At 59.0% G+C, this 23743-nt stretch carries 22 protein-coding genes and 1 pseudogene; 9 read left to right on the forward strand and 14 right to left on the reverse strand.

Annotated features, from left to right (window positions below):
• Window positions 1-15: 15 nt before the first annotated feature.
• The 3 genes from HYE77_RS00130 to HYE77_RS00140 all read right to left on the reverse strand — a co-directional run bounded on the left by HYE77_RS00130 (window position 16) and on the right by HYE77_RS00140 (window position 1492).
• Window positions 16-237, reverse strand: coding sequence for an FmdB family zinc ribbon protein (locus tag HYE77_RS00130; protein ID WP_003209804.1), 222 nt, complete (start codon window positions 235-237; stop codon window positions 16-18).
• Window positions 238-455: 218 nt separating this feature from the next.
• Complete coding sequence (locus tag HYE77_RS00135) at window positions 456-809, reverse strand: ribbon-helix-helix domain-containing protein (RefSeq protein ID WP_043225921.1); 354 nt, start codon at window positions 807-809, stop codon at window positions 456-458.
• A gap of 209 nt (window positions 810-1018) precedes the next feature.
• Complete coding sequence (locus HYE77_RS00140) at window positions 1019-1492, reverse strand: Dps family protein (RefSeq protein WP_003209800.1); 474 nt, start codon at window positions 1490-1492, stop codon at window positions 1019-1021.
• A 428-nt stretch (window positions 1493-1920) separates the two neighbouring features.
• On the opposite strand from HYE77_RS00140, the gene HYE77_RS32815 reads away from it, so the two are divergent.
• The gene (locus tag HYE77_RS32815) at window positions 1921-2523 is read left to right on the forward strand and encodes a cold-shock protein (protein ID WP_003209798.1); all 603 of its coding nucleotides are present in this window, start codon (window positions 1921-1923) and stop codon (window positions 2521-2523) included.
• A gap of 85 nt (window positions 2524-2608) precedes the next feature.
• On the opposite strand, the gene HYE77_RS00150 is transcribed toward HYE77_RS32815, so the two are convergent.
• Window positions 2609-2815, reverse strand: coding sequence for a SlyX family protein (locus HYE77_RS00150; protein WP_003209796.1), 207 nt, complete (start codon window positions 2813-2815; stop codon window positions 2609-2611).
• 3 nt (window positions 2816-2818) lie between these two features.
• A complete protein-coding gene (locus tag HYE77_RS00155; protein ID WP_003209794.1) occupies window positions 2819-3244 on the reverse strand; it encodes an HIT domain-containing protein in 426 nt (141 codons plus the stop codon).
• 883 nt (window positions 3245-4127) lie between these two features.
• On the opposite strand from HYE77_RS00155, the gene HYE77_RS00160 reads away from it, so the two are divergent.
• The gene (locus tag HYE77_RS00160; protein ID WP_003209790.1) at window positions 4128-5399 is read left to right on the forward strand and encodes an OprD family porin; all 1272 of its coding nucleotides are present in this window, start codon (window positions 4128-4130) and stop codon (window positions 5397-5399) included.
• 191 nt (window positions 5400-5590) lie between these two features.
• Here the strand turns inward: HYE77_RS00160 and HYE77_RS00165 are convergent, their stop codons facing one another.
• Both HYE77_RS00165 and HYE77_RS00170 read right to left on the reverse strand, forming a co-directional pair.
• Window positions 5591-6433, reverse strand: coding sequence for a mechanosensitive ion channel family protein (locus tag HYE77_RS00165; protein WP_003209787.1), 843 nt, complete (start codon window positions 6431-6433; stop codon window positions 5591-5593).
• A gap of 134 nt (window positions 6434-6567) precedes the next feature.
• Window positions 6568-7053, reverse strand: a complete 486-nt coding sequence (locus HYE77_RS00170) for a YajQ family cyclic di-GMP-binding protein (RefSeq protein ID WP_017475669.1) — start codon at window positions 7051-7053, stop codon at window positions 6568-6570.
• A 125-nt stretch (window positions 7054-7178) separates the two neighbouring features.
• Here HYE77_RS00170 and HYE77_RS00175 point away from each other — a divergent pair, with 125 nt between their 5' ends.
• The 3 genes from HYE77_RS00175 to HYE77_RS00185 are packed head-to-tail and all read left to right on the forward strand — an operon-like array spanning window position 7179 to window position 10760.
• The gene (locus tag HYE77_RS00175; RefSeq protein ID WP_177068227.1) at window positions 7179-8096 is read left to right on the forward strand and encodes a putative 2-dehydropantoate 2-reductase; all 918 of its coding nucleotides are present in this window, start codon (window positions 7179-7181) and stop codon (window positions 8094-8096) included.
• 46 nt (window positions 8097-8142) lie between these two features.
• Window positions 8143-10179 (forward strand): ATP-binding protein, encoded by a 2037-nt coding sequence (locus HYE77_RS00180; RefSeq protein ID WP_003209782.1) that lies wholly within the window; start codon window positions 8143-8145, stop codon window positions 10177-10179.
• A gap of 2 nt (window positions 10180-10181) precedes the next feature.
• A complete protein-coding gene (locus HYE77_RS00185) occupies window positions 10182-10760 on the forward strand; it encodes a cob(I)yrinic acid a,c-diamide adenosyltransferase (protein ID WP_003209781.1) in 579 nt (192 codons plus the stop codon).
• Between the two features lie 84 nt (window positions 10761-10844).
• Here the strand turns inward: HYE77_RS00185 and HYE77_RS00190 are convergent, their stop codons facing one another.
• From HYE77_RS00190 to secA, 3 genes are all read right to left on the reverse strand, one after another.
• Window positions 10845-11789, reverse strand: coding sequence for a Nudix family hydrolase (locus HYE77_RS00190; protein WP_102369787.1), 945 nt, complete (start codon window positions 11787-11789; stop codon window positions 10845-10847).
• 41 nt (window positions 11790-11830) lie between these two features.
• A complete protein-coding gene (gene argJ, locus HYE77_RS00195; protein ID WP_177041498.1) occupies window positions 11831-13048 on the reverse strand; it encodes a bifunctional glutamate N-acetyltransferase/amino-acid acetyltransferase ArgJ in 1218 nt (405 codons plus the stop codon).
• 122 nt (window positions 13049-13170) lie between these two features.
• Window positions 13171-15906 (reverse strand): preprotein translocase subunit SecA, encoded by a 2736-nt coding sequence (gene secA, locus HYE77_RS00200; RefSeq protein WP_003209775.1) that lies wholly within the window; start codon window positions 15904-15906, stop codon window positions 13171-13173.
• A gap of 305 nt (window positions 15907-16211) precedes the next feature.
• Here secA and HYE77_RS00205 point away from each other — a divergent pair, with 305 nt between their 5' ends.
• Window positions 16212-16667: a DUF721 domain-containing protein gene (locus tag HYE77_RS00205; protein ID WP_008432358.1), complete on the forward strand. Its 456-nt coding sequence runs from the start codon at window positions 16212-16214 to the stop codon at window positions 16665-16667.
• 121 nt (window positions 16668-16788) lie between these two features.
• On the opposite strand, the gene HYE77_RS00210 is transcribed toward HYE77_RS00205, so the two are convergent.
• Window positions 16789-18267, reverse strand: coding sequence for a helicase HerA-like domain-containing protein (locus HYE77_RS00210; protein WP_177028602.1), 1479 nt, complete (start codon window positions 18265-18267; stop codon window positions 16789-16791).
• A 196-nt stretch (window positions 18268-18463) separates the two neighbouring features.
• On the opposite strand from HYE77_RS00210, the pseudogene HYE77_RS32845 reads away from it, so the two are divergent.
• Window positions 18464-19495, forward strand: a pseudogene (locus tag HYE77_RS32845) (cache domain-containing protein); the annotation flags it as partial.
• Between the two features lie 93 nt (window positions 19496-19588).
• Window positions 19589-20353: a methyl-accepting chemotaxis protein gene (locus tag HYE77_RS32850; protein ID WP_371132408.1), complete on the forward strand. Its 765-nt coding sequence runs from the start codon at window positions 19589-19591 to the stop codon at window positions 20351-20353.
• 10 nt (window positions 20354-20363) lie between these two features.
• On the opposite strand, the gene HYE77_RS00220 is transcribed toward HYE77_RS32850, so the two are convergent.
• Together HYE77_RS00220 and purU are read right to left on the reverse strand one after the other, a co-directional pair.
• Window positions 20364-20564, reverse strand: coding sequence for a hypothetical protein (locus tag HYE77_RS00220; protein ID WP_023659227.1), 201 nt, complete (start codon window positions 20562-20564; stop codon window positions 20364-20366).
• An 84-nt stretch (window positions 20565-20648) separates the two neighbouring features.
• The gene (gene purU, locus HYE77_RS00225; RefSeq protein WP_003209762.1) at window positions 20649-21497 is read right to left on the reverse strand and encodes a formyltetrahydrofolate deformylase; all 849 of its coding nucleotides are present in this window, start codon (window positions 21495-21497) and stop codon (window positions 20649-20651) included.
• A gap of 349 nt (window positions 21498-21846) precedes the next feature.
• Here purU and mvaT point away from each other — a divergent pair, with 349 nt between their 5' ends.
• Window positions 21847-22221 carry a histone-like nucleoid-structuring protein MvaT gene (gene mvaT / locus HYE77_RS00230; RefSeq protein WP_003209760.1) on the forward strand — a complete coding sequence of 125 codons (375 nt, stop codon included), beginning with the start codon at window positions 21847-21849 and terminating at the stop codon, window positions 22219-22221.
• Window positions 22222-22311: 90 nt separating this feature from the next.
• Here mvaT and sbcB read toward each other — a convergent pair whose 3' ends face one another.
• Window positions 22312-23739, reverse strand: a complete 1428-nt coding sequence (gene sbcB / locus HYE77_RS00235) for an exodeoxyribonuclease I (protein WP_177068228.1) — start codon at window positions 23737-23739, stop codon at window positions 22312-22314.
• Between the last annotated feature and the right edge of the window lie 4 nt (window positions 23740-23743).

Genomic DNA, 23743 nt, shown 5'->3' on the forward strand with positions numbered 1-23743 from the left:
CGCGTAGAGTTCAACTCAGTCTGCTTTGTCGCCGCCGGCCAGATTCTTCTTCGAACCGGTCTTGAAGTCGGTCTCGTACCAACCGTTGCCACTCAGGCGAAAGCCCGGCATGGACAACATCTTCTTGAGCTCCGGTGCCTGGCAGGCAGGGCAATCGACCAGCGGCGCTGCGCTGATCTTTTGAATGGCTTCCAACTGATGACCACAGGAAGCGCATTGATAGTCGTACATGGGCATGGAGATGTCTCGGCGATCAGATCATTACTGCGCCACGCCCTGCCCTGGCTCTATCCTGTGGGAAAGTCCCGGCATGCGCAGCAAGGCCCGAGATTATATCTGGTAAATCGAGGCTGTGCAGCCGTAGCGGCGCGCTGCTCTTTATATAGATGACTGCAGCAGGCTTCTGCCGGGCGCCCGACCCGGGGCAATCCCGGGACGGGCGCCCGGCACAAGGTTCATGCAGGGTCCGGCTGGACACTGGGCGCGACAAGCCGCCCTTTCAATACATGCACCACGCAAACCACCCTGACCAGACCGCTGAAGTTCTTTACACCGCCATAACGCAAGTGCACTTCCCGGTCTACGTAAGACAGCAGCGCACTGACCGAACACGTATTGATCCTGGCGATCTCCGCGAGGATATTCCAATACACCTCTTCGAGCCGCAAACACGTCGAAAAACCATTAAGCCGAACCGATCGGGACAATGGCCTGGCCAAGTTCATATCGAACCCCTTGGCAAAGGGATCTACCTTTATCTTGTGCAATCCGCACGTTTCCATAACTCCATTACCTGCTCCGCGTGACATACACTTGACACTCCATTGCCTGACGGCCACTCATGTTCTCGTTGGCCGTTGAGCTATAAAACATCAAGACGACAAGTGCAGCCAGAAGACAGGGAGCCGATCACCGTAGGACAAGCCAACGCGCGTATCAGGAAGCTCGCGGAATCGCGGAAATCGCCGGGAAGCAGGCATGCGAGGGGCGTCAGCTCGACGCCCGCCCGCCACCGGTGTTACTTGTTTTCGAGCAGGGAACGCAACATCCATGCGGTCTTTTCATGCACTTGCATACGCTGGGTCAGCAAGTCCGCCGTCGGTTCATCACTGACTTTATCCAACAACGGGAAGATACCCCGGGCTGTGCGAGTCACCGCTTCCTGGCCTTCGACCAGTTGCTTGATCATGTCTTCAGCGCTTGGCACACCCTCTTCTTCCTTGATCGAAGAAAGTCGCGCATACACCGAGTAGGCACCCGGTGCGGGAAAGCCCAGGGCACGAATACGCTCTGCGATTGAATCCACCGCCAGCGCCAGTTCGTTGTACTGCTCTTCAAACATCAAGTGCAGTGTACGAAACATGGGCCCCGTTACGTTCCAATGGAAGTTGTGGGTCTTCAGGTAAAGTACATAGGTATCGGAAAGCAGTCGCGAAAGTCCATCAACGATTGATTTACGGTCTTCTTCACTGATACCAATATCGATTGCCATGTGTTTCCCCTTCAATTGATAAAAATTCATTGATCAGGTGCAGGACCACTCTAGCAAGAGTGCCGGCCGTGCGCAGCCTGGCTGACCCTTTCGAGGTGCGGCAAATCGCCCCTTGCAGAGCGGGCTTGCCCGACAGGCAAGGCTTCAACAGCTACCGGAAAAATTACCCAGCACCTGCGAAAAAGCCTGCACCTGTCTAGGACAAGTGTTTGACGCAGAAATGCCGTGCCCCTTGTAACAGCCTGAAATGCTTGATTTGAGTAGGCACAGGCTTTGCTGTTAAATAGGCAGCGTGTCGCCGCCGATATTTTTCGCGGCAAGCGGCATAGGCTGATACCCGTGCACGTGCCCAACGCCTCCCATTGTTCAGAAGCGAACCGTGCCCGTCAGCTCTTCCTTGTGATCCGTCTTAACGTGAGTTAATCAAAATGTTGAAAATCGTCCACCTGCTAACGGGCGCTGCAGCTTTGCTGCTGTCCTTTATCCCCAGCCTGCGATCAGAGACCCTGCCTTACCTGCAGCAACCTGACGCTCTCTACCTGACCTTCTTTGGTCTTCTTAACCTGACACTGGCTCCAGTCATTCCTTACTGGAACAAAGGCCCGCGTCATCAACTGCAAAACCTGGTCAGCGCCCTGCTGGTCCTGGCTGTTGTCGTGCAAACCCTCACCCTGCTGGCGCCTATGCCTGAAGTGGGTGGCCACCCGGCCGTCCTGCTCAGCCTGGCAATAGCACTGGTAGCCATCGTTCTTCATCTGGCCATCAGTTTTTACCGCTCCTCCCCGGCCGCTGCGTCGCAAAGCTACGACATGACCAACCGGGATACCGGGACCGTCAAGTGGTTCAACACCTCCAAGGGCTTCGGCTTTATTTCCCGGGATTCGGGCGACGATATCTTCGTCCACTTCCGGGCGATTCGCGGCGAAGGCCATCGCGTACTGGTGGAAGGCCAGCGCGTGGAGTTCTCCGTCATGAACCGTGACAAGGGGCTGCAAGCTGAAGATGTGATCGCCGCATTGCCGCGTCGCTGATTCCAGCACCCCGAAAAAAAGAAACCGCGATGCAGCCTGGCTGCATCGCGGTTTTTTTATGCCCGGGGGGTCAACCCCTGCCTTATTAATAATGAGGCGGCGGCGCCTCTTCCTCGGACGACTCGAACTGGCCGCCCATTTCTTCCTGGCGCTTGAGCAACGCAGTCATCTGCAACTGCAGGCGTTCCACGGCACGCTGCTGGGTGACCAGGATGTCATTCAGGGTCTCGATGGTGTCGTCCTGAAAGGCCAGGCGGCTTTCCAGGTCGGTCACGCGGGCTTGAAGATCCATGGCTCAAGCCTCCAGGAACGTGAAGTCGGCCGGCAGGATCTCGCGCAGGCGCGCACGAATTGCCACCACTTGCTCGTCACTGTAGGGCTTCGCCGGGTGCTTGCCCCAGACCGGCGCAGGCCAGGCCGCGTCGTCGCGCTTGCGTACGATCACATGCACGTGCAGTTGGCTGACCACATTACCCAAGGCACCGATATTCATTTTGTCGGCGCCGAACCCTTCGTTCAGCCACTGTGCCAGTGCCGTGCTTTCCTGCCACACCCGCTGCTGGTCGGCGACATCCAGTTGAAACACTTCGCTGATACCGTCGATGCGCGGCACCAGGATGAACCAGGGGTAATTCGAGTCATTGGAAAGCAGCAGCCGACACAGGGGGAAATCCCCGATAGGCAAGGTGTCTTGTTGAAGGCGTGGATCTAAGGCGAACACAGCAGTCACTCCCGTTCGGCGGGTCAGGTTTCAGGCGCCCAGCATACCTGCGAATGCCGGTCGCTTCACGGCGAATGCGCGTGGCCGAATACGCGCCCAAACAGGACGCCACGAAAAAAAGCGCACCATTTCGAGACAGGCCAATATTTCAGCTACGCTAAATGACCAATGTATCCAATTCTGGTCAAAGTCGGGACGCAGAACATGCTTCAAGACCTTGAGCCAGACGGCTTTCAAAAGGCGAAGGCTGAACGGGAGCAGAAACGCTGTCAGTGAAGCACTGCACCAAAATGACCCATTTGTGCTTCAAAGGGATCCGCCAACTACCCACCGAACGGGGTGAACCGGTAACGTTTTGCTCTGGTACAGGTTTTATGCGCCACCGAACCGGAGTGCGGCAGGCGCGTCAAGGCCAAACCAAACGGCGTAAAAAGCCCGTGCTTATGCGGTTTTTACAGGCCGTTGACACTTTTCACGAAAAAATCACATTCGGTTACCGGTTTGTGCACGCTTGTTGCATTCACACCCATATCGTCGACAACGGCACCGGCGGGAAGCAGGTGTTTCGCGACGGAAAATAACAGCGGTTCAATGCCTGGCAGGGATGAGTTGAAACTTTCAGGGGTGACTTTTCCACCCCGCTTCCAAGGTTTTAAAACAGCATTGAAGTTGTCAGTCCGGTTACAAGTGGACTGTGAATTTGCGACATGGAGCTAGCAATTTACGACAGGCCCGTAAAGAAGCTGAAAGGATAGATGTGCAAGTATCGTCAATAATGTCTGCGTGATATAACTTTGCGCCGACACAAAAAAGAAAGAGCCGCCCAGACAAAAATATAGGTGGGACGGCAGTACTCTTCCTAAAACCAAAGGAGCAAATCACGATGCGCGTGATGAAGTGGAGCATGATCGCCCTGGCTGTTTCAGCAGGCACCTCGCAGTTCGCAATGGCGTCCTCCCAGGACGATTCCAAGGGCTTTGTTGAAGACAGCACTTTCAGCATCAACACTCGCCTCCTGAACTTTAGCCGCGACTTCCGTAACAATGACACCGGCAAGAGCCGCGTCGACGAAACCGGTCTGGGCTTCAACGGCCTGTACCAGTCGGGCTTCACCCAAGGCACCATCGGTGTGGGTGTCGACGTCATCGGTCTGTTGGGCGTCAAACTGGACAGCGGCAAGGGTCGTTCCGGCACTGGCCTGTTTCCAACTGGCTCCGACGGTCGCGCTCAGGATGATTACTCCAAGGGCGGCGGCGCAGTTAAGTTCCGTATCTCCGATACGGTCCTGAAAATCGGCGACCAGTACACCACCGCGCCTGTATTCGCTTCCGATGACAGCCGTCTGCTGCCTGAATTGCCACAGGGTATCTCGCTGACCAGCAACGAGATCAAAGGCCTGAAACTTGAAGGCGGTCACTTCACTTCGAGCGTGGCACAAGCCCAGACCTACCGCGACAGCCTGGGCCTGACAAAAACCGACTTCATCGGTGGTGTCTACGCCCTGACTCCAGAAGTCAGCGCCAGCCTCTACTACGCGAAGACCGAAGACTACTGGAAGAAAACCTACGCCAACCTGAACTGGACCCATGCGCTCAGCAATGAGCAGTCCCTGGCGGTCGACTTCAACATCTACAGCACCAAAAGTGATGGCGCTGGCCTGCAACGGGCTGAGAAAGACGGCACCACCAAACTGGACAACCGTGCCTACAGCTTGCAAGGCGCGTACACCATCCAGGCTCACACCTTTACCCTGGCCTACCAGAAGGTCAGCGGTGACGGTGACTACGGCTACGGCGTAGACGGCGGCGGCACGATCTTCCTTGCCAACTCCATCGCTCGTTCCGACTTCAACGCTGAAGACGAGAAGTCGTTCCAGGCTCGCTACGACCTGAACATGGCGACTTTCGGCGTACCAGGCCTGAGCTTCATGACTCGCTACGTCAAAGGTACCGGCGCCAACACCGCCGACACCTCGAACGGCAAAGAGTGGGAACGTGACATCGAAGCCAAGTACGTGATCCAGAGCGGCCCGGCAAAAGACCTGAGCCTGCGCGTGCGTCAAGCCACTTATCGCTCCAGCGATGGTGTGTACTACGGTTCGGCGTCCATCGACGAACTGCGTCTGATCGCGCAATACCCGCTGAACATCTTGTAATTGGCAGTTTGATTACAACGATGACTTAGGGTTTCGGCCCTAACTAAAAAGCCGCTCACTTGTTCGCAAGTGAGCGGCTTTTTCATTGCAACTTAATCTCAACAACCGGATAACTAGCAAGCTAACTATCTAGTTTAATCCTGCGTAACAAACCTGACACATCGGCCAGGTTTAATCATCCAGTCACACTATTACTTCCCAGCACTTTCCTGCATGACGCGAATAACCCGTTGTGGAAACGGAATATCAATACCCGCCGCTTTCAAACGGTCACGTGCCAGTTCATTGAACATGAACATCACATCCCAGTAATCCGAAGTCTTGGTCCAGACTCGCAGGGATACCGTGATCGAACTGTCGCCCAAGGTCGAAACTACCGCTGCCGGCGCAGGATCAGCCAATACACGTGGATCCTTGGCCAGTTCCAGCAGCACTTCACGTGCTTTCTGCAGGTCGGCTTCATAGTCGACACCCACGTCAAACACCACCTTGCGGGTCGGCTGACGATTGGTGTTGGTGATGAGGCCGTTGGACAGGCTGCCGTTCGGGATGATCACCGTCTTGTTGTCGCCGGTGCGCAACACGGTGTGAAAGATCTGGATGCTGTCGACGGTACCGGAAGTGCCCTGGGCTTCGATCCAGTCACCAATGCGGAACGGACGGAACAACAGAATCAGCACGCCGCCGGCAAAGTTCGCCAGGCTGCCTTGCAAGGCCAGGCCGATGGCCAGGGTAGCGGCACCGATCGCGGCAACGAACGAGGTGGTTGCGACGCCGATCATCGAGGCCACGTTGACCACCAGCATGACCTTGAGCGCAATGTTCGCAAGGCTGGTAATGAAGTGTTGCAGCGCCAGGTCAGCATTACGCAATGCCAGCAAACGCCCTACCCGGTGGGTCAAGACGTTGATCAGCCACCAACCGATGGCCAGGGTGACCACTGCCAGCAAAAATCGGCTGCCGTATTCCATGATCATCGGTAACCACGACTCCGAGGTCTTGATCAAGTGATCCACTTCAGCGTTCAAATCCATCTACATTCTCCTGTTTGCCGGATGTGCGGCCTTATCAATCCCCACATAACAAATGAGCCCCGAAGGGCTCAATCGTTTCTGCAGGTTCTGGGCGTGGGACGTCAAAAACGTCCACAGGTTCCCGAGGGGTCCACTCAGTCGCGGAAGTTATTGAACTGCAGCGGCATGTCGAAGGTCTTGGCGCGCAGGGCAGCAATGGCCTCTTGCAAGTCGTCACGCTTCTTACCGGTGATACGTACCTGCTCGCCCTGGATGGAGGCCTGGACCTTGAGCTTGGCGTCCTTGACGTGGGCGACGATTTTCTTCGCCAGCTCCTTGTCGATGCCTTCCTTGAGCACGGCTTCCTGCTTCATCAGCTTGCCGGAGGCATAGGCGTCCTTGATTTCAAGGCACTGCGCATCGATCTTGCGCTTGACCAGGGACAGCTTGAGGATCTCAATCATCGCTTCCAGCTGGAAGTCGGCTTCTGCGGTCAGGTTGACGGTCAGCTCCTTTTCCTTGAACTCGAAGCTGCCCTTGCCCTTCAAGTCATAGCGGCGATCGAGCTCCTTGACGGCGTTCTCGACGGCGTTAGTGACTTCGTGTTTGTCCAGTTCGGATACCACGTCGAACGACGGCATGTAATTTCTCCAATAAAAAGGGGCGCGGCTCAGTAGAGATGGAGCACGCCCAGGCTAAAATGCCCGGGCATTATAGCGGTTCTTTCGCCTCGTTCACTGCGGGCAGCCTTACGGAGTAAAAACTGATGTCGACCACCTGGCACGTCCTCGGCGCCGGCAGCCTCGGAACACTGTGGGCCGCCCGCCTGGCCCGCGCCGGGCTGCCCGTGCGCCTGATCCTGCGGGATCCCGGGCGGTTGGCGAGTTATCAGACGGCCAATGGCCTGACCCTGGTCGAGCAAGGCGTGGCCCACACCTACCCGGTCGTCGGCGAAACCTCCGACAGCCCTGGGCCAATTCATCGCCTGCTGGTGGCATGCAAGGCTTACGACGCCCAGGAAGCCGTCGCACAGCTGGAACATCGACTGGTGCCAGACGCCGAACTGATCCTGCTGCAAAACGGGCTGGGCAGCCAGGACGCAGTCGCCGCCCAACTGCCCCAGGCACGCTGCATCTTCGCCTCCAGCACCGAAGGCGCGTTTCGCGAGAGTGACTGGCGAGTAGTGTTTGCCGGCCATGGCTACACCTGGCTGGGGGATGCTCGGCACCCTACTCCGCCGCTGTGGCTGGATGACCTGCAAGCCGCCGGCATTCCCCATGAGTGGAGCACCGACATCCTCACCCGCCTGTGGCGCAAACTGGCCCTGAACTGCGCCATCAACCCGCTGACCGTGCTTTACCAATGTCGCAATGGCGAGCTGCAAGACCATCAGTGCGAAGTGGCCACCCTGTGCGCCGAACTCGCCGACCTGCTGGAATGCTGCGGCCAACCCGCTGCCGCAGAGGATTTGCACAGCGAAGTGGAACGGGTAATCCAGGCCACGGCGGCCAATTACTCCTCGATGTACCAGGACGTGGCCAGTGCCCGACGCACCGAAATCAGCTATTTGCTGGGCTATGCCTGCCAGGTGGCCGCCCGCCACCAACTGAGCTTACCGCACCTGCAACAACTCCAGGCGCGCCTGGTACGGCAACTGTCTGCGCGCGGATTGCCCAGCGACTGAAGCACGCGCTACCCTGCCTGCTTGTTCCTTTGCAGCGAAAACCTTGATGCCACTGCGCCAGCGTCTCGAAAATCTACCGGTTGGGCAGAAACTGCTGGCGGCCCTGCTGGTTTTGTTGACCACCGTCTTGCTGGTGGCCAACCTGACCTTTATCAGCGCCGCCTACTGGATCTCCCAGGAAAGCATGGCGCCCCAGGCCTTGCAGGCCATCGGTCGGCTGGTGTCCAACCCTTCGCTCGCCGCCGAGTCCCTGGACTCACCGCTCAAGGCGCAAACCCTGCTGGATGAACTGACCAGCTACTCGCCATTGCGGGCCGCGGCCTTATACGACGGAGATGGCACGCGCCTGGCCCAGCTGCAACATGCCAATCGCCTGCACCTGCCAGATAATTTCCGGGACATTGAAACCTGGCGTACCACCGAATTTCGCAGCAACCAGGTGATCACCCTGCCCCGTGCCGGCAAACCGTCCGGGCACTTGCTGCTGGTGGCCAGCAGCGAACTGCCGGTGGCTTTCTATACCGGGACCTTCACCGCCAGCCTGGGTATCCTGATCTTCAGCGTGTTGCTGTGGCTGGTGATCGCCCGGCAGATCAAGCGCCTGATTACCCGGCCGATCCATGAACTGGAAGAATTGTCGCGCCAGGTCACCCGGGAAGAGAACTACGCCCTGCGCGCCGGGCGCGGCAATCATGATGAAATCGGCAGCCTCGCCGAAGCTTTCAACACCATGCTTTCGCGCATTGAAGCCCGTGAGCAGCAACTCAAGCGCGCGCGAGACGATTCCCAGGCCGCCTACGATCAAGCCCAGGGCCTGGCGGAAGAAACCCGCCACACCAACCGCAAGCTGGAACTGGAAGTCCAGGTGCGCAGCAAGATCGAGAAAAAGCTCACCGGCTTCCAGAACTACCTCAACAGCATCATCGACTCGATGCCCTCGGCGCTGATCGCCCTCGACGAACAACTCTACGTCACCCAGTGGAACCAGGAAGCCAGCGCACTTTCCGGGACCCGCCTGGACGAGGCGCTGAACCAGCCGATCTTCCTCGCCTTCCAGCCGCTCAAGCCGTTCCTGCCGCAGATCAAGGCCACGGTAGAGCAACACACCGTAGAGCGGATCGAGCGCGTTACCTGGGTCAAGGATGACGAACCCAAGCACTACGCCCTGACCTTCTACCCGTTGATGGGCGGTGCCGGGCGCGGCGTGGTGATCCGGATCGACGACATCACCCAGCGCCTGTCCCTGGAAGAAATGATGGTGCAGTCAGAGAAAATGCTCTCGGTCGGTGGCCTGGCCGCCGGCATGGCGCACGAAATCAACAACCCGCTGGGAGCGATCCTGCATAACGTGCAGAACATTCGCCGCCGGTTGTCCAACGAACTGCCGAAAAACCTCGAGCACGCCGAACAGGCGGGCATCGACCTGGACTCGGTCAACCGCTACCTGCAAAGCCGCGAAGTGCCACAGTTGCTCGACGGCATCCAGCAGGCTGGCGCCCGGGCGGCGAAAATCGTCACCCACATGCTCAGCTTCAGCCGCCGCAGCAACCGGCAGATGGCGCCGTGCGACTTGCCGGCCTTGATCGACCAGGCCGTGGAAATTGCCGGCAACGACTTCGACCTCACCGTCGGCTTCGACTTCAAGGGCCAGGCGATCATCCGCCAGTTCGACCCGCAACTGGGCCCGGTCCCCGGCACCGCCAACGAACTGGAGCAAGTACTGCTCAACCTGCTGAAAAACGCCGCCCAGGCGATTCATCAGCGCGAAGACGGCAGCGAGCCCGGCCGGATCATCCTGCGCACCCGGCTCAACCCGCCGTGGGCAGAAATCCAGGTGGAAGACAACGGCATCGGCATGAGCGAGAACGTGCGCAAACGCACGTTTGAGCCGTTCTTCACCACCAAGGAAATCGGCCAGGGCACCGGGCTTGGGTTGTCGGTTTCGTATTTCATCATCACCAACAATCACAAGGGGCAGATGGAAGTGCATTCGACCCTTGGCCAGGGTACCTGCTTCACCTTGCGCCTGCCCCTGGCGGGCAGCCAATTGCCACCCAACGAACTCACTCAACTGGAGCGCTAACCATGGGCTTTCGCCTGTCGAAAATTTACACCCGTACCGGCGACAAGGGCGAAACCGGCCTGGGCGACGGCCGCCGCGTGCCCAAGGACCATCCACGGGTGGAGGCGATTGGCGAGGTGGATGCGCTGAACAGCCAGTTGGGTTTGTTGCTGGCGGGATTGGAGGAACAAAGCGGGCAGCATCCAGCGTTGAAGGATGTGATCGAGGTGCTGACACCTTGCCAGCATCGTCTGTTTGACCTGGGCGGCGAATTGGCGATGCCGGTGTACAAGGCGCTGAACGCGGCGGAAGTCGACCGCCTTGAGGCGGCGATCGATCGCTGGAATGAAGAGGTCGGGCCGCTGGAGAACTTCATTCTGCCGGGTGGTTCGGCGTTGATTGCCCAGGCCCATGTATGCCGAAGCCTGGCTCGCAGTGCGGAGCGCCGGTGTCAGCACCTGAATGCGCAGGAACCGCTGGAAGGCGTCGGGTTGGCGTACATCAACCGGCTGTCGGACTTGCTCTTTGTGGCAGCCAGGGTGATTGCCAAGCGCCAGGGCGTTGCAGAGATCTTGTGGCAGGCGGCGGCAAAGCCGCACTGATGCTTACTGACCGATTGCAACCTGTGGCGAGGGAGCTTGCTCCCTCGCCACAACAGCTCCCCTGGCCACTCGCCAGGGTTATGCCTAAACCTCAGGCCAGAACGCCCGAATCCCCGCCACACCTTGAGCACCAGCCTCCCAGGCCTTTTCCCGCTCAGCAGGACCCACCCCACCGAGCAAGAACACCGGCTTGCTGAACCCACTGATCAACTGCTGTGCCTGCTCCCAGCCCAACGGCTCGGCATCAGGATGAGTCTGGGTCGGCTGCACCGGCGACAAGGTGACGAAATCCACGTCCATCAACTCCGCCAAGGCTAATTCCTCAGCATTGTGGCAAGACGCCGCCAACCAGCGATCCTTCGGCAAAGGACGTCCCTTGCTGGCGTACTTGCGCAGTTGCGCCGAGGTCATATGCCAGCCGGCCGCGGGAAAATCCCCCAGCCATTCAAACGGCCCCTTGAGCATCAGTTGCGCCTTGCCCGCACACAGGCCCACGGCGTCCACCGCCAGGTCACGGTACTTGGGGTCGTAACCGTTGGGGGCACGCAGCTGAACCAGCTTGATGCCACCAGCGATGGCTTTTTGAATACCGCGCAGCAGGACGGGTGTCTCCAGCTCGCCCGGAGTGATCAAGTAGTCAGCCGGCAAACGCGCCGCCGCAACGATCGGCGCATTGGCTGCCGGAAACTCATAGTTCGGCAGGTCCCGCTGGGCCACCCACTCAAGGGGTTGGCCTTCGGCACCGTGGGGCTCGCCGGTAAAGGCCGAGACTTCCCAGACATCCAGCAACACCTGTTTGTCCGGGTAATCATGCTGCACCTTGATCAACGGGCGAGCCGCCGTGACCTGGATGCCCAGCTCCTCCTGCAATTCACGGGACAGCGCGGTAGCGACCGACTCATCGGCCTCCACCTTGCCACCGGGAAACTCCCAGAGGCCGCCCTGATGCTGGGTATCGGCGCGGCGCGCCAGCAGAATCCTGCCGTCGACACCCCGGATGACCGCTGCTGCTACATGAACTCGTTTCACCGCACTATTTCCTCTGAATCGGTTTGAAGACCTGCCTGGTATCAGGTGCGGTATTCCGCGTTGATCTTCACGTACTCGTGGGACAGGTCGGTGGTCCAGATGGTTTCGCTGCACTCACCGCGACCCAATTCGATACGGATGGTGATTTCTTCCTGCTGCATCACCGCCGAACCCTGGGCTTCGGTGTACGTCTCGGCCCGGGCGCCACGGCTGGCGATGCACACTTCGCCGAGGAACACGTCGATCTTGCTCACGTCCAGGTTCGGCACGCCGGCACGGCCCACAGCGGCCAGGATACGGCCCCAGTTCGGGTCGGAGGCAAACAGCGCAGTCTTGATCAGCGGCGAGTGAGCCACGGTGTAACCGACGTCCAGGCATTCCTGGTGGTTACCGCCGCCGTTGACTTCAACCGTCACAAACTTGGTGGCGCCTTCGCCGTCGCGCACGATGGCCTGGGCCACGTCCATGCACACTTCGAACACCGCCTGCTTCAACGCAGCGAAATACGCGCCGTTGGACGAGGTGATTTCCGGCAGGTCAGCCTGGCCGGTGGCGATCAACATGCAGCAATCGTTGGTCGAGGTGTCGCCGTCGATGGTGATGCGGTTGAAGGACTTGTTGGCGCCGTCGAGCATCAGGTTTTGCAGCACGTCACGGGAGACTTTGGCGTCGGTGGCGATATAGCCCAGCATGGTCGCCATGTTCGGGCGAATCATGCCGGCGCCTTTGCTGATGCCCGTGACGGTAACGGTCACGCCTTCGTGCACAAACTGACGGCTGGCGCCTTTTGGCAGGGTGTCGGTGGTCATGATCCCGGTAGCCGCAGCCGCCCAGTTATCCACCGACAGGTCATCCAGCGCTGCTTGCAGCGCGCCTTCGATTTTCTCTACCGGCAGCGGCTCACCGATCACGCCGGTGGAGTACGGCAGCACCTGGCTGGCGTCCACGCCGGTCAGCTCCGCCAGCTTGGCGCAGGTGCGGGCAGCGGCGGCCAGGCCAGGTTCGCCGGTCCCGGCGTTGGCATTGCCGGTGTTGGTCAACAGGTAACGCACCGGGCCTTCGACACGCTGCCTGGCCAGAATCACGGGCGCGGCGCAAAACGCGTTCAGGGTGAACACACCCGCGACGGTCGAGCCTTCGGCACAGCGCATCACCACCACATCCTTGCGCCCCGGGCGCTTGATGCCCGCCGAAGCGATACCGAGTTCAAAACCGGCAACCGGGTGCAACGTGGGCAAAGGACCAAGACCAACAGCCATGAATGCGCTCCTAAAAATATTGGGTGTGTACCCCGTCGCTATCGACGGTGACGAAATGGCAAAACGCCGCGACGGCTGATGCCGGTCGCGGCGCGGGGGTGTTGCAGCGTCAGGCGAAAATCTTAGTTGATTTCGCCGTGGCAGTGTTTGAACTTCTTGCCCGAACCGCACCAGCACAGTTCGTTGCGGCCCAGCTTCTGTTCGTTGCGCACCGGGGCCTGGGCCAGGGCCACATCGACCTCTTCGCCCAATACTTCCGGAGCCTCAAGACCAGGCGCTTCGTCGTGCTGGAACTGCATGCGCGCAGCCAGTGCCTCGGCTTCCTGACGCAGGCGGGCTTCTTCCTCGATCGGGTCTTCGCGACGCACCTGAACGTGGGACAGCACACGAATCGAATCGCGCTTGATCGAATCCAGCAGTTCGGAGAACAGCGTGAACGACTCGCGCTTGTACTCCTGCTTCGGGTTCTTCTGGGCGTAGCCACGCAAGTGGATGCCGTGACGCAGGTGGTCCATGGTCGACAGGTGGTCTTTCCACAGGTCGTCCAGCACGCGCAGTACGATTTGCTTCTCGAAGGTGCGCAGTGCTTCGGCACTCGCCTGCTCTTCTTTCTCGTTGTAAGCGGCCAGCAGCTCGGTCATGAGCTTCTCGCGCAGGGTTTCTTCGTACAGGTGGTCGTCTTCGTCGAGCCATTGCTGGACCGGCAAATCGACACCGAAGTCGCTCTTCAACGCAGCTTCCAGGCCGGCAACATCCCACTGCTCAGGCAGGGACTGTGGCGGGATATGGGCGCTGACGGTGGCGTTGAGCACGTCCTGGCGGAAATCGGCAATGGTCTCGCCGATGTTGGTGGCGGCCAACAAGCTGTTACGCATGTGATAAATCACTTTACGCTGTTCGTTGTTGACGTCATCGAACTCGAGCAGTTGCTTACGAATGTCGAAGTTACGGCCTTCTACCTTGCGCTGGGCTTTCTCGATGGCGTTGGTCACCATGCGGTGTTCAATCGCTTCACCGGACTGCATGCCCAGGGCTTTCATGAAGTTCTTCACCCGATCCGAGGCGAAGATGCGCATCAGGCTGTCTTCCAGGGACAGGTAGAAACGGCTGGAACCGGCGTCACCCTGACGACCGGCACGACCACGCAGCTGGTTGTCGATACGGCGCGATTCGTGACGCTCGGACGCGATCACCTGCAAGCCGCCGGACTCCAGCACTTGCTGGTGGCGCTTCTGCCAGTCGGCCTTGATCTGCGCGATCTGCTCTGGGGTCGGGTTGTCCAGGGACGCAACTTCCACTTCCCAGTTACCGCCCAACAGGATGTCGGTACCACGACCGGCCATGTTGGTGGCGATGGTCAGTGCGCCCGGGCGACCGGCCTGGGCAATGATCTCGGCTTCTTTTTCGTGGAACTTGGCGTTGAGGACCTTGTGCTCGATGCCTTCCTTGGCCAGCAAGCTGGACATGTGCTCGGAAGTTTCGATGGTGGCAGTACCCACCAGCACTGGACGGCCCTGGGCCATGCATTCCTTGATGTCGGCGACGATTGCAGCGTATTTCTCGTCGGCGGTCAGGAACACCAGGTCGTTGAAGTCTTTACGCGCCAGCGGCTTGTTCGGCGGGATAACCATCACCGACAGACCGTAGATCTGGTGGAATTCGAACGCTTCGGTGTCGGCTGTACCGGTCATGCCGGACAGTTTGTTGTACAGACGGAAGTAGTTCTGGAAGGTGGTCGAGGCCAGGGTCTGGCTTTCAGCCTGGATGTTCAGGGCTTCCTTGGCTTCGATCGCCTGGTGCAGGCCTTCCGACAAACGGCGACCCGGCATGGTACGACCGGTGTGTTCGTCGACCAGTACGACCTGGCCGTCCTGCACGATGTATTCAACGTTGCGATGGAACAGCTTGTGGGCGCGCAGGCCGGCATACACGTGGGTCAACAGGCCCAGGTTGTGCGCCGAGTACAGGCTCTCGCCTTCGGCCAGCAGGCCGATCTGGGTCAGCATGTCTTCGACGAACTGGTGACCGGCTTCGTTGAGTTCGACCTGGCGGGTCTTCTCGTCGATGGTGAAGTGACCTTCTTTGGTCACCACGCCTTCCACTTCCTCGATGTGTTGCTCAAGGCGCGGGATCAGCTTGTTGATCTCGGTGTACAGGCGCGAGCTGTCCTCGGCCTGACCGGAGATGATCAGCGGGGTACGGGCTTCGTCGATCAGGATGGAGTCGACTTCGTCGATCACGGCAAAATTGAGTTCGCGCTGGAATTTTTCTTCCATGCTGAACGCCATGTTGTCGCGCAGGTAGTCGAAACCGAATTCGTTGTTGGTACCGTAGGTGATGTCGGCAGCGTAGGCGGCGCGCTTCTCTTCCGGCGGCTGGAACGGCGTGACAACGCCGACGGTCAGGCCGAGGAATTCGTACAGCGGACGCATCCAGTTGGCATCCCGGCGGGCGAGGTAGTCGTTCACCGTCACAACGTGCACGCCCTTGCCGGACAGTGCGTTGAGGTAAACGCCCAGGGTTGCCACCAGGGTCTTGCCTTCACCGGTACGCATTTCGGCAATCATGCCTTCATGCAAGGTCATGCCGCCGATCAACTGGACGTCGAAGTGGCGCATGCCCATGACACGCTTACCGGCTTCACGGGCGACCGCAAAGGCTTCGGGAAGCAGCTTGTCGAGGGTTTCACCTTTGGCTATGCGGGCCTTGAACTCTTCGGTCTTGGCGCGCAATTGCTCGTCCGAAAGGGCAACCATCTGCTCTTCGAAGGCATTGACCAGCTGCACCGTCTTGAGCATGCGTTTGACTTCACGCTCATTCTTGCTTCCAAAAAGTTTCTTTAACAAAGGCGCAAACATATCGGCAGGTTCTTCCACACATAGGGATGGAGGGCGCCCCGTGAGTCGCCCGAGCAGCCCTCACGGCCGCATGCGAACGAGCATTCTACCCGGAAACGTGGGTGAGGAAAGTGGCGTTATTCCACGATGCTGGCACGGCGCTCTTGGAGGGCTTGTTTAAAATAAGGGCTTTTTGCTGAACTTCAACCCATTCGGGTAATAAGTTACTCGTTGATTTAATGGATAAACTGCCGGTAATGCAATGGCGGCGGTGTCGCAGACGCTTTCTGCTACCATGGCCTCTCTGTTACTTAAGGTGTCTAGTCATGGCATTTCGCCCTCTTACGGCCCGAGCTCCCGCCGTGTTGCTTCGCGAAGCCAAGCCTTTAAAAGCCATCTTCGGCCATGCGCAACGCCTTGGTCATCTGCAACGCCTGGTAGAAAGCCAACTGCAGCCCGCCGCTCGCGAACACTGCCATGTGGCCTCGTGGCGCGAGGGCAATCTTCTGCTGATTGTCACCGACGGCCATTGGGCGACGCGCCTGCGCTACCAGCAGAAACGTTTGCAGCGCCAATTGATGGCCTTCGACGAATTCGCCAGCCTGACGCGCATCCAGTTCAAGGTGCAACCGCCGACCGTGCCGCAAGGTGCGGTGGGGCATACGATGGATTTGTCGGAAATCGCCGCCGAAACCATTCAGGCCACCGCAGACGGGATTACCGATCCGAACTTACGCGCTGCGCTGGAGCGGCTGGCCGCTCACGCCAAACCCAAAACCTGAGACCGGCGCAGAACCAAGTGTGGGAGCGGGTTTGCTCGCGAAGGTGGCGTGTCAGTCACTGCATATATTGACTGATCCACCGCTTTCGCGAGCAAGCCCGCTCCCACATTTGATCCCATCGTTATTTACGTTTGCTGCCACCCAACAACGACCCCAGTAACCCGCGCACCAACTGCCGGCCCATCTGATTGGCCGCCTGTTGCATCGCCGATTTCAGTGCCTTGCCTGCCGTAGTACCGAGGAACGCACCGGCCTTGTCGGTGAAGCTCGGTTCTTCAGCTGCGGGCGTCGCCTCCTGTTGCGGCCCCAAGTCCTTGCGCGCCATCAACACTTCGTACGCCGACTCACGATCAATCGGCTTGTCATAGCGCCCCTGCAATGGCGAACTGGCAATCAGTGCTGCCCGCTCAGCTTCGCTCAGTGGCCCGATCCGCGATTGCGGCGGTGCTACCAGTACGCGTTGGACTACTTCAGGCGTCCCCTTTTCCTGCAAGGTTCCCACCAATGCCTCACCTGTACCCAACTCGGTCAGCACCGCCAGCGCATCAAATGCCGGATTGGGCCGGAAACCATCGGCCACCGCCCGCAGGGACTTCTGCTCCTTGGTGGTGAACGCCCGCAGCCCGTGCTGGATGCGCAAGCCGAGTTGCGCCAGCACGGTGTCCGGCAAGTCCCCGGGAGACTGGGTGACGAAATACACACCGACGCCTTTCGAGCGAATCAGCCGCACCACTTGCTCCAGGCGATCCTGCAGGGCCTTGGGGGTGTCGGCAAACAACAGATGCGCCTCATCGAAAAACAGCGCCAGCAGCGGCTTGTCGGCATCGCCACGTTCCGGCAGTTGCTCGAACAGTTCGGCCAACAGCCAAAGCAGGAAGGTCGCGTAGACCTTCGGCGCCTCATGCACCAACCGGCTGGCGTCCAATAGATGAATACGCCCGCGGCCGTCACTGGCCGGTTGCAGGATGTCTTCGAGTTGCAGCGCCGGCTCGCCGAACAACGCTTCGGCACCCTGCTGCTCCAGCACCGCCAGGCGCCGCAACAGCGCCTGGCTGGAACCGGTGGTCATCAGGGCCGCGTCTTCCCCGAGCAACTCCGGGTGATAGCGCAAATGGTTCAGCAGCGCCTTGAGATCCTTGAGGTCCAGCAGTAACAGGCCTTCACGATCGGCCACCTTGAAGGCTGCGTAGAGGGCCGATTGCTGGCTGTCGGTGAGCTCCAACAGGCTGCCGAGCAACAGCGGGCCCATTTCACTCATGGTGGTGCGCAACGGATGACCGGACTGGCCGTGGATATCCCACAACGTCACCGGATACGCCTTGGGCGTGTAATTAAGGAAAGGCATGCCGGCTATGCGCTCGGCGACCTTGCCCTGAGGGTTGGCCGCAGCGCCCAGGCCACACAGGTCACCCTTGATATCGGCGGCAAATACCGCGACCCCGGCGTCGCTGAAAGCTTCCGCCAGGCGCTGCAAGGTCACGGTCTTGCCGGTGCCGGTGGCGCCTGCAATCAGGCCGTGGCGGTTGGCCAGGCGCATCGACTGGGCAATCGGCTGGCCCTGAAGATCTGCACCAATAATGAGTTGCGAGGAGTCAGGCATTTTGTCACCCATGGTTAATCTTTGGCGCTGAATGGTCGATACAGATAAAGCGAGAGACCCAAAAAGTCTTGGAAAAACAGGCCGGATAATTCCTGCAGGAGCAGATGGAAATATCACACTTTTTTTGACGCAGCCATTCCGCGCGTCCCAGAAGGACGTGCATCGGATATTAAGACCATAGCGGACCCCACAAGCCATGAATAAAAATCTGCGTTTCAGCCATAAAATCCTGCTTGCCGCCGCTCTTGTCGTCATTGCCGCCTTTGCGTTGTTTACCCTCTACAACGACTACTTGCAGCGTAATGCGATTCGCGACGACCTGAACAACTACCTGCATGAAATGGGCGATGTCACTGCCAGCAACATCCAGACCTGGCTTACCGGGCGCATTGTGCTGATAGAAAGCGCCGCACAGAACATCGCCATCAACCCGGATTCAACCAGCGTCGCCAGCCTCCTGGAACAGAAGGCCCTGACGTCCTCGTTCATGGCCACGTACCTTGGCGACAGCAAGGGCGGCTTCGTCATCCGCCCCGATACCAAGATGCCCGACGGCTTCGACCCACGGGTACGCCCCTGGTACAAGGGCGCGCAGGGCAGCAACGGCTCAACCCTGACCGAACCCTACATTGACGCGGCCACCGGCCAGTTGATCATCTCCATCGCCACCCCCAGCACCAAGGCCGGCCAGAGTGTCGGCGTGGTGGGCGGCGACCTGAGCCTGCAAACCCTGGTAGACAACATCGGTGCCCTGAACTTCGGCGGCATGGGTTATGCCTTCCTGGTCAGTGCCGACGGCAAAGTGCTGGTACACCCGGACAAGGGCCTGGTGATGAAAACCCTGGCCGACGTCTATCCGAACAACACCCCCAGGATCAGCAGCGACTTCAGTGAAGTCGAGGTAAACGGCAAGACACGTATCGTCACCTTTACCCCGATCAAGGGCCTGCCCTCGGTGAACTGGTACCTCGGCCTGTCGGTGGATAAAGACAAATCCTTCGCCATGCTCAGTGAGTTCCGCACCTCGGCGATCATCGCCACGATCATCGCCGTGGTCATCATCATCGCCCTGCTGGGCATGCTGATTCGCATCCTCCTGCAGCCACTGCACGTCATGACCCGCGCCATGGAAGACATCGCCGACGGTGAAGGCGACCTGACCCGCCGCCTGACCATCCAGAACCACGACGAATTCGGCGTGCTTGGCAGCGCTTTCAATCGTTTCGTGGAGCGGATTCACACCTCGATTCGCGAAGTTTCCTCGGCCACCGAGCAGGTCAATGAAGTGGCCCTGCGGGTGGTCAGCGCCTCCAATTCCTCGATGGTCAATTCCGACGAGCAGGCCAACCGGACCAACAGCGTCGCGGCCGCGATCAACGAGCTGGGGGCCGCCGCCCAGGAAATCGCCCGCAACGCCGCACAGGCCTCCAACCAGGCCAGCGATGCCCGGCACTTGGCCGAAGACGGTCAGCAAGTGGTGGAACGCAATATCAAGGCGATGAACCAGTTGTCGCAGATGATCAGCGCCTCCAGCACCAATATCGAAGCGCTTAACAGCAAGACAGTGAACATCGGGCAGATTCTGGAAGTGATCACCAGCATTTCCCAGCAAACCAACCTGCTGGCCCTCAACGCGGCGATTGAAGCCGCACGGGCCGGGGAAGCCGGGCGCGGCTTTGCGGTGGTGGCCGATGAAGTGCGCAACCTGGCGCACCGCACCCAGGAGTCGGCGCAGCAGGTGCAGAAGATGATCGAGGAGCTGCAAGTCGGCGCCCGGGATTCGGTCAGCACCATGAGCGAAAGCCAGCGGCACAGCCAGGACAGTGTGGAAATCGCCAACCTGGCGGGCGAGCGTCTGAACAGCGTGACCCAGCGTATAGGCGAAATTGACGGGATGAACCAGTCGGTAGCCACCGCTACCGAGGAACAGACCTCGGTGGTGGAGTCAATCAACATGGACATCACCGAGATCAACACCCTCAATCAGGAAGGTGTGGAAAACCTGCAATCAACCTTGCGGGCCTGTTCCGACCTGGAACAGCAAGCGGCGCGCTTGAAACAACTGGTGGGTAGTTTCCGGATTTGATCCCGCCGGGTCAGCGGCTGCCTTGCACAGCCGCTGACGCCTTTTCTTCAGGCAATTCGGATGTGTCCTGCAATTGTTCCCACAACTCGGCGGCGCCTGGAAACTCGGTGCCGTCCTCACTGCTCAGGTCATCCGGGTCATATCGACTCAAACAACCCTCTCCCAGCGTCGCGGGGGCTTTGGAAGTCGCCTTGTCCAGTGGATCGCTCATGCTCCAGTCCTCACCCGCGCTCAAAAAAAGGGCCTGTAGCGATTTAACGCCCAGGCCCTTCATTCTTCAATCAAAACACTTCAATCAGAACACGACAGTCTTGTTGCCGTGCACCAGTACCCGGTCTTCCAGGTGATAGCGCAGGCCGCGAGCCAGCACCATCTTCTCGACGTCACGGCCAAAACGGACCATGTCTTCGATGCTGTCGCTATGGCTGACACGCACCACGTCCTGCTCGATGATGGGACCGGCGTCCAACTCTTCGGTGACGTAGTGGCACGTTGCACCGATCAGCTTCACGCCACGCAGGGATGCCTGGTGATACGGCTTGGCACCCACAAACGATGGCAGGAAGCTGTGGTGAATATTGATCACCTTGCCAGCGTATTCACTGCACAACTCCGGCGGCAGAATCTGCATGTAGCGCGCCAGTACCACGACGTCCGCATCGTGCTGCTTGACCAGGCGCGAGACCTCGGCAAAGGCCGGCTCCTTGTCCTGCGGGTTGACCGGGACGTGGTAGTACGGAATGCCATGCCACTCGACCATGCTGCGCAGGTCGTCATGGTTGGAAATCACGCAGGAGATTTCGCAGTCCAGTTCATCGCTGTGCCAGCGGTGCAGCAGGTCTGCCAGGCAGTGGGACTCACGACTGGCCATCAGGACCACGCGTTTTTTCTGTTCCGTGTCGGTGATGCGCCAGGTCATCGAGAACTCTTCAGCGATCGGCGCAAATGCCTCGCGAAATGCCTCTAGACCAAAGGGCAGCGTATCGGCACGAATTTCGTGACGCATGAAAAACCAGCCGCTGAGATTGTCCGAGTGATGGCTCGCTTCGGTGATCCAACCGTTGTGGGAAGCCAGAAAGTTACTGACCTTGGCAACGATGCCAACCCGGTCCGGGCAAGCAATCACCAGCCGAAAAGTGCGCATTAGGGGGAAACTCCAGAACTTCGCAAAGGCCGCCATTCTAGCGATTGCGCAGAAAAACTGCAGTATTCCTCAACGCTTATTCTGATCGGCTGCGTCAACCCTGCCCCTTAATAGCGTAAGGTTTTTCCCCATTATGTGTGCAAACGCGTGGACTCCGGCAGTAAGCCAAGACTTAACCAGAGTATCTTTAGGCCATCCCCCTTACTAATTAACTCAATTCCACGCTTTTGCCACAAACAACCAAAGTAAATTACATAAATGCGGCCTTAAATGTTTACTTGGGCAAACTGTCTGACTATTATTGAGCCACTATCCCCTTTCACCCAGCGCCCTGCATAAGGTAGTCCCCATGTCCCTGATCAACGAATATCGCGCCACCGAAGAAGCTATCAAAGAGCTGCAAGCCCGTTTGAAGAACCTGTCCCAAGACGACAAACTGCAAACCGAGCTGGAATTCGAAGGCAAATTGCGCACCCTGATGGGCGAATACTCCAAATCCCTGCGTGACATCATCGCGCTGCTGGATCCGGATTCGAAAGTTAAGGCTCCACGTGGCGCCGTAAAAGCTACCGGCACCAAGCGTGCACGCAAGGTTAAACAATACAAAAACCCGCACAACGGCGAAGTGATTGAAACCAAAGGTGGCAACCACAAGACTCTGAAAGAGTGGAAAGCCAAGTGGGGCGGCGACGTGGTTGAAGGCTGGGCTACCCTGCTGGGCTAAGCCTCGCCAGGACGCTGCGTGATACGCAACGCAATAAAAAACGCCAGCTTGCTGGCGTTTTTTATTGTCCGTATTTTACCGGGAAGCTGATTACCGACTCATTCGAGTCGCTAAGGCATCAACATACTCCTGCCATTCATCAAGCACCTGGCGCTGAAACGGTGTGGCACTAACAGCCAACTCAAGACACGCCTGCTTAAAACCCTCAAGGGTGTTTGGCGCGCCCCATTGAGGGTCTGACAAACGTTGCTGACAGAAAACTCTCCAGCGTTGTTGCTCTTCACTATTCAAGGTGTCTGGAAAGTTGCGTGCACGATAGCGAAATAATAATTCAGGCAAACGTTCATCATCGAAAGGCCATTGCTGGCGCGCTAGTTGCGCCGGCTCGGCGACTCTCACTTGCTCACATAAACGTCGATCACGATCCCCGATAAAACCATCGTATAGCTGCTGCTCGGGATCGGCGCTTGGCGCAAAATCTTCCTCGGCGTAAATCGCCGCCAGTTTATCGCGCCATAGTTCCTGTGCGTCGCTTAGCCGCAGGGCCCGCGCATCACACTCATCCATATCCAGCTGCAAACGCTCGCGGTCTTGCGGCCGAAGCACGCTCAACGGTGCGACCACCGGGCAACGATTGATGTGCAGCAACTTGAGCGGTACCGGCAATTCACCTTCGGCCAGTTCGTCGCGGCGGGTATATAAGCGCCGGCGCAAGGTATCGGCGTCCTCGTCCAACAGCCCTTGCGGATCGAGCCCCAGGTCGCAGACGATCAATGCATTGCGATTGCGCGGGTGCCACGCCAGCGGCAGCACCACCCCCAGGTAATGACGCTCGGCAGAAAAACGACCGGAAATATGCACCATCGGCTGCAACAACCGCACCTGGTCCATGACCCGTTGTTTGCTACGCAGTTGAAACAGCCAGTCATAGAGCTTGGGTTGCTTCTCGCGGATCAACCGGGCCAGGGCGATGGTGGCGCGCACATCGGACAAGGCGTCGTGGGCCTGGCCGTGGTCGATGCCGTTGGCGGCCGTCAACCGCTCAAGCTTGAGGGTGACGCGCCCGTCCTGTTCCGGCCAGACGATCCCGTCAGGGCGCAGGGCGTAGGCAGTGCGCACCACGTCGATCAGGTCCCAGCGGCTGTTGCCGCCCTGCCATTCCCGGGCATAGGGATCGAAGAAATTGCGGTACAAGCTGTAGCGCGTCATCTCATCGTCAAAACGCAAGGTGTTGTAGCCGGCCCCGCAAGTGCCCGGGGTGGCCAGCTCGGCGTGCACCCGGGTCATGAAGTCGGCTTCGGCCAGGCCTTTTTCCGCCAGCACGCCGGGAGTGATGCCAGTGATCGCGCACGCTGCCGGATGCGGCAGGATATCGTCGCTGGGGTGGCAGTAGAGATTGACCGGCGGCCCGACCTCGTTAAGCTCGAGGTCGGTGCGAATACCGGCTACCTGCAGCGGGCGGTCGGTACGCGGATTGATGCCGGTGGTTTCATAGTCGTACCAGAAAATGGTGGTCACGGGC

Source organism: Pseudomonas sp. IPO3774 (assembly GCF_013386835.1).
Lineage (GTDB): Bacteria > Pseudomonadota > Gammaproteobacteria > Pseudomonadales > Pseudomonadaceae > Aquipseudomonas.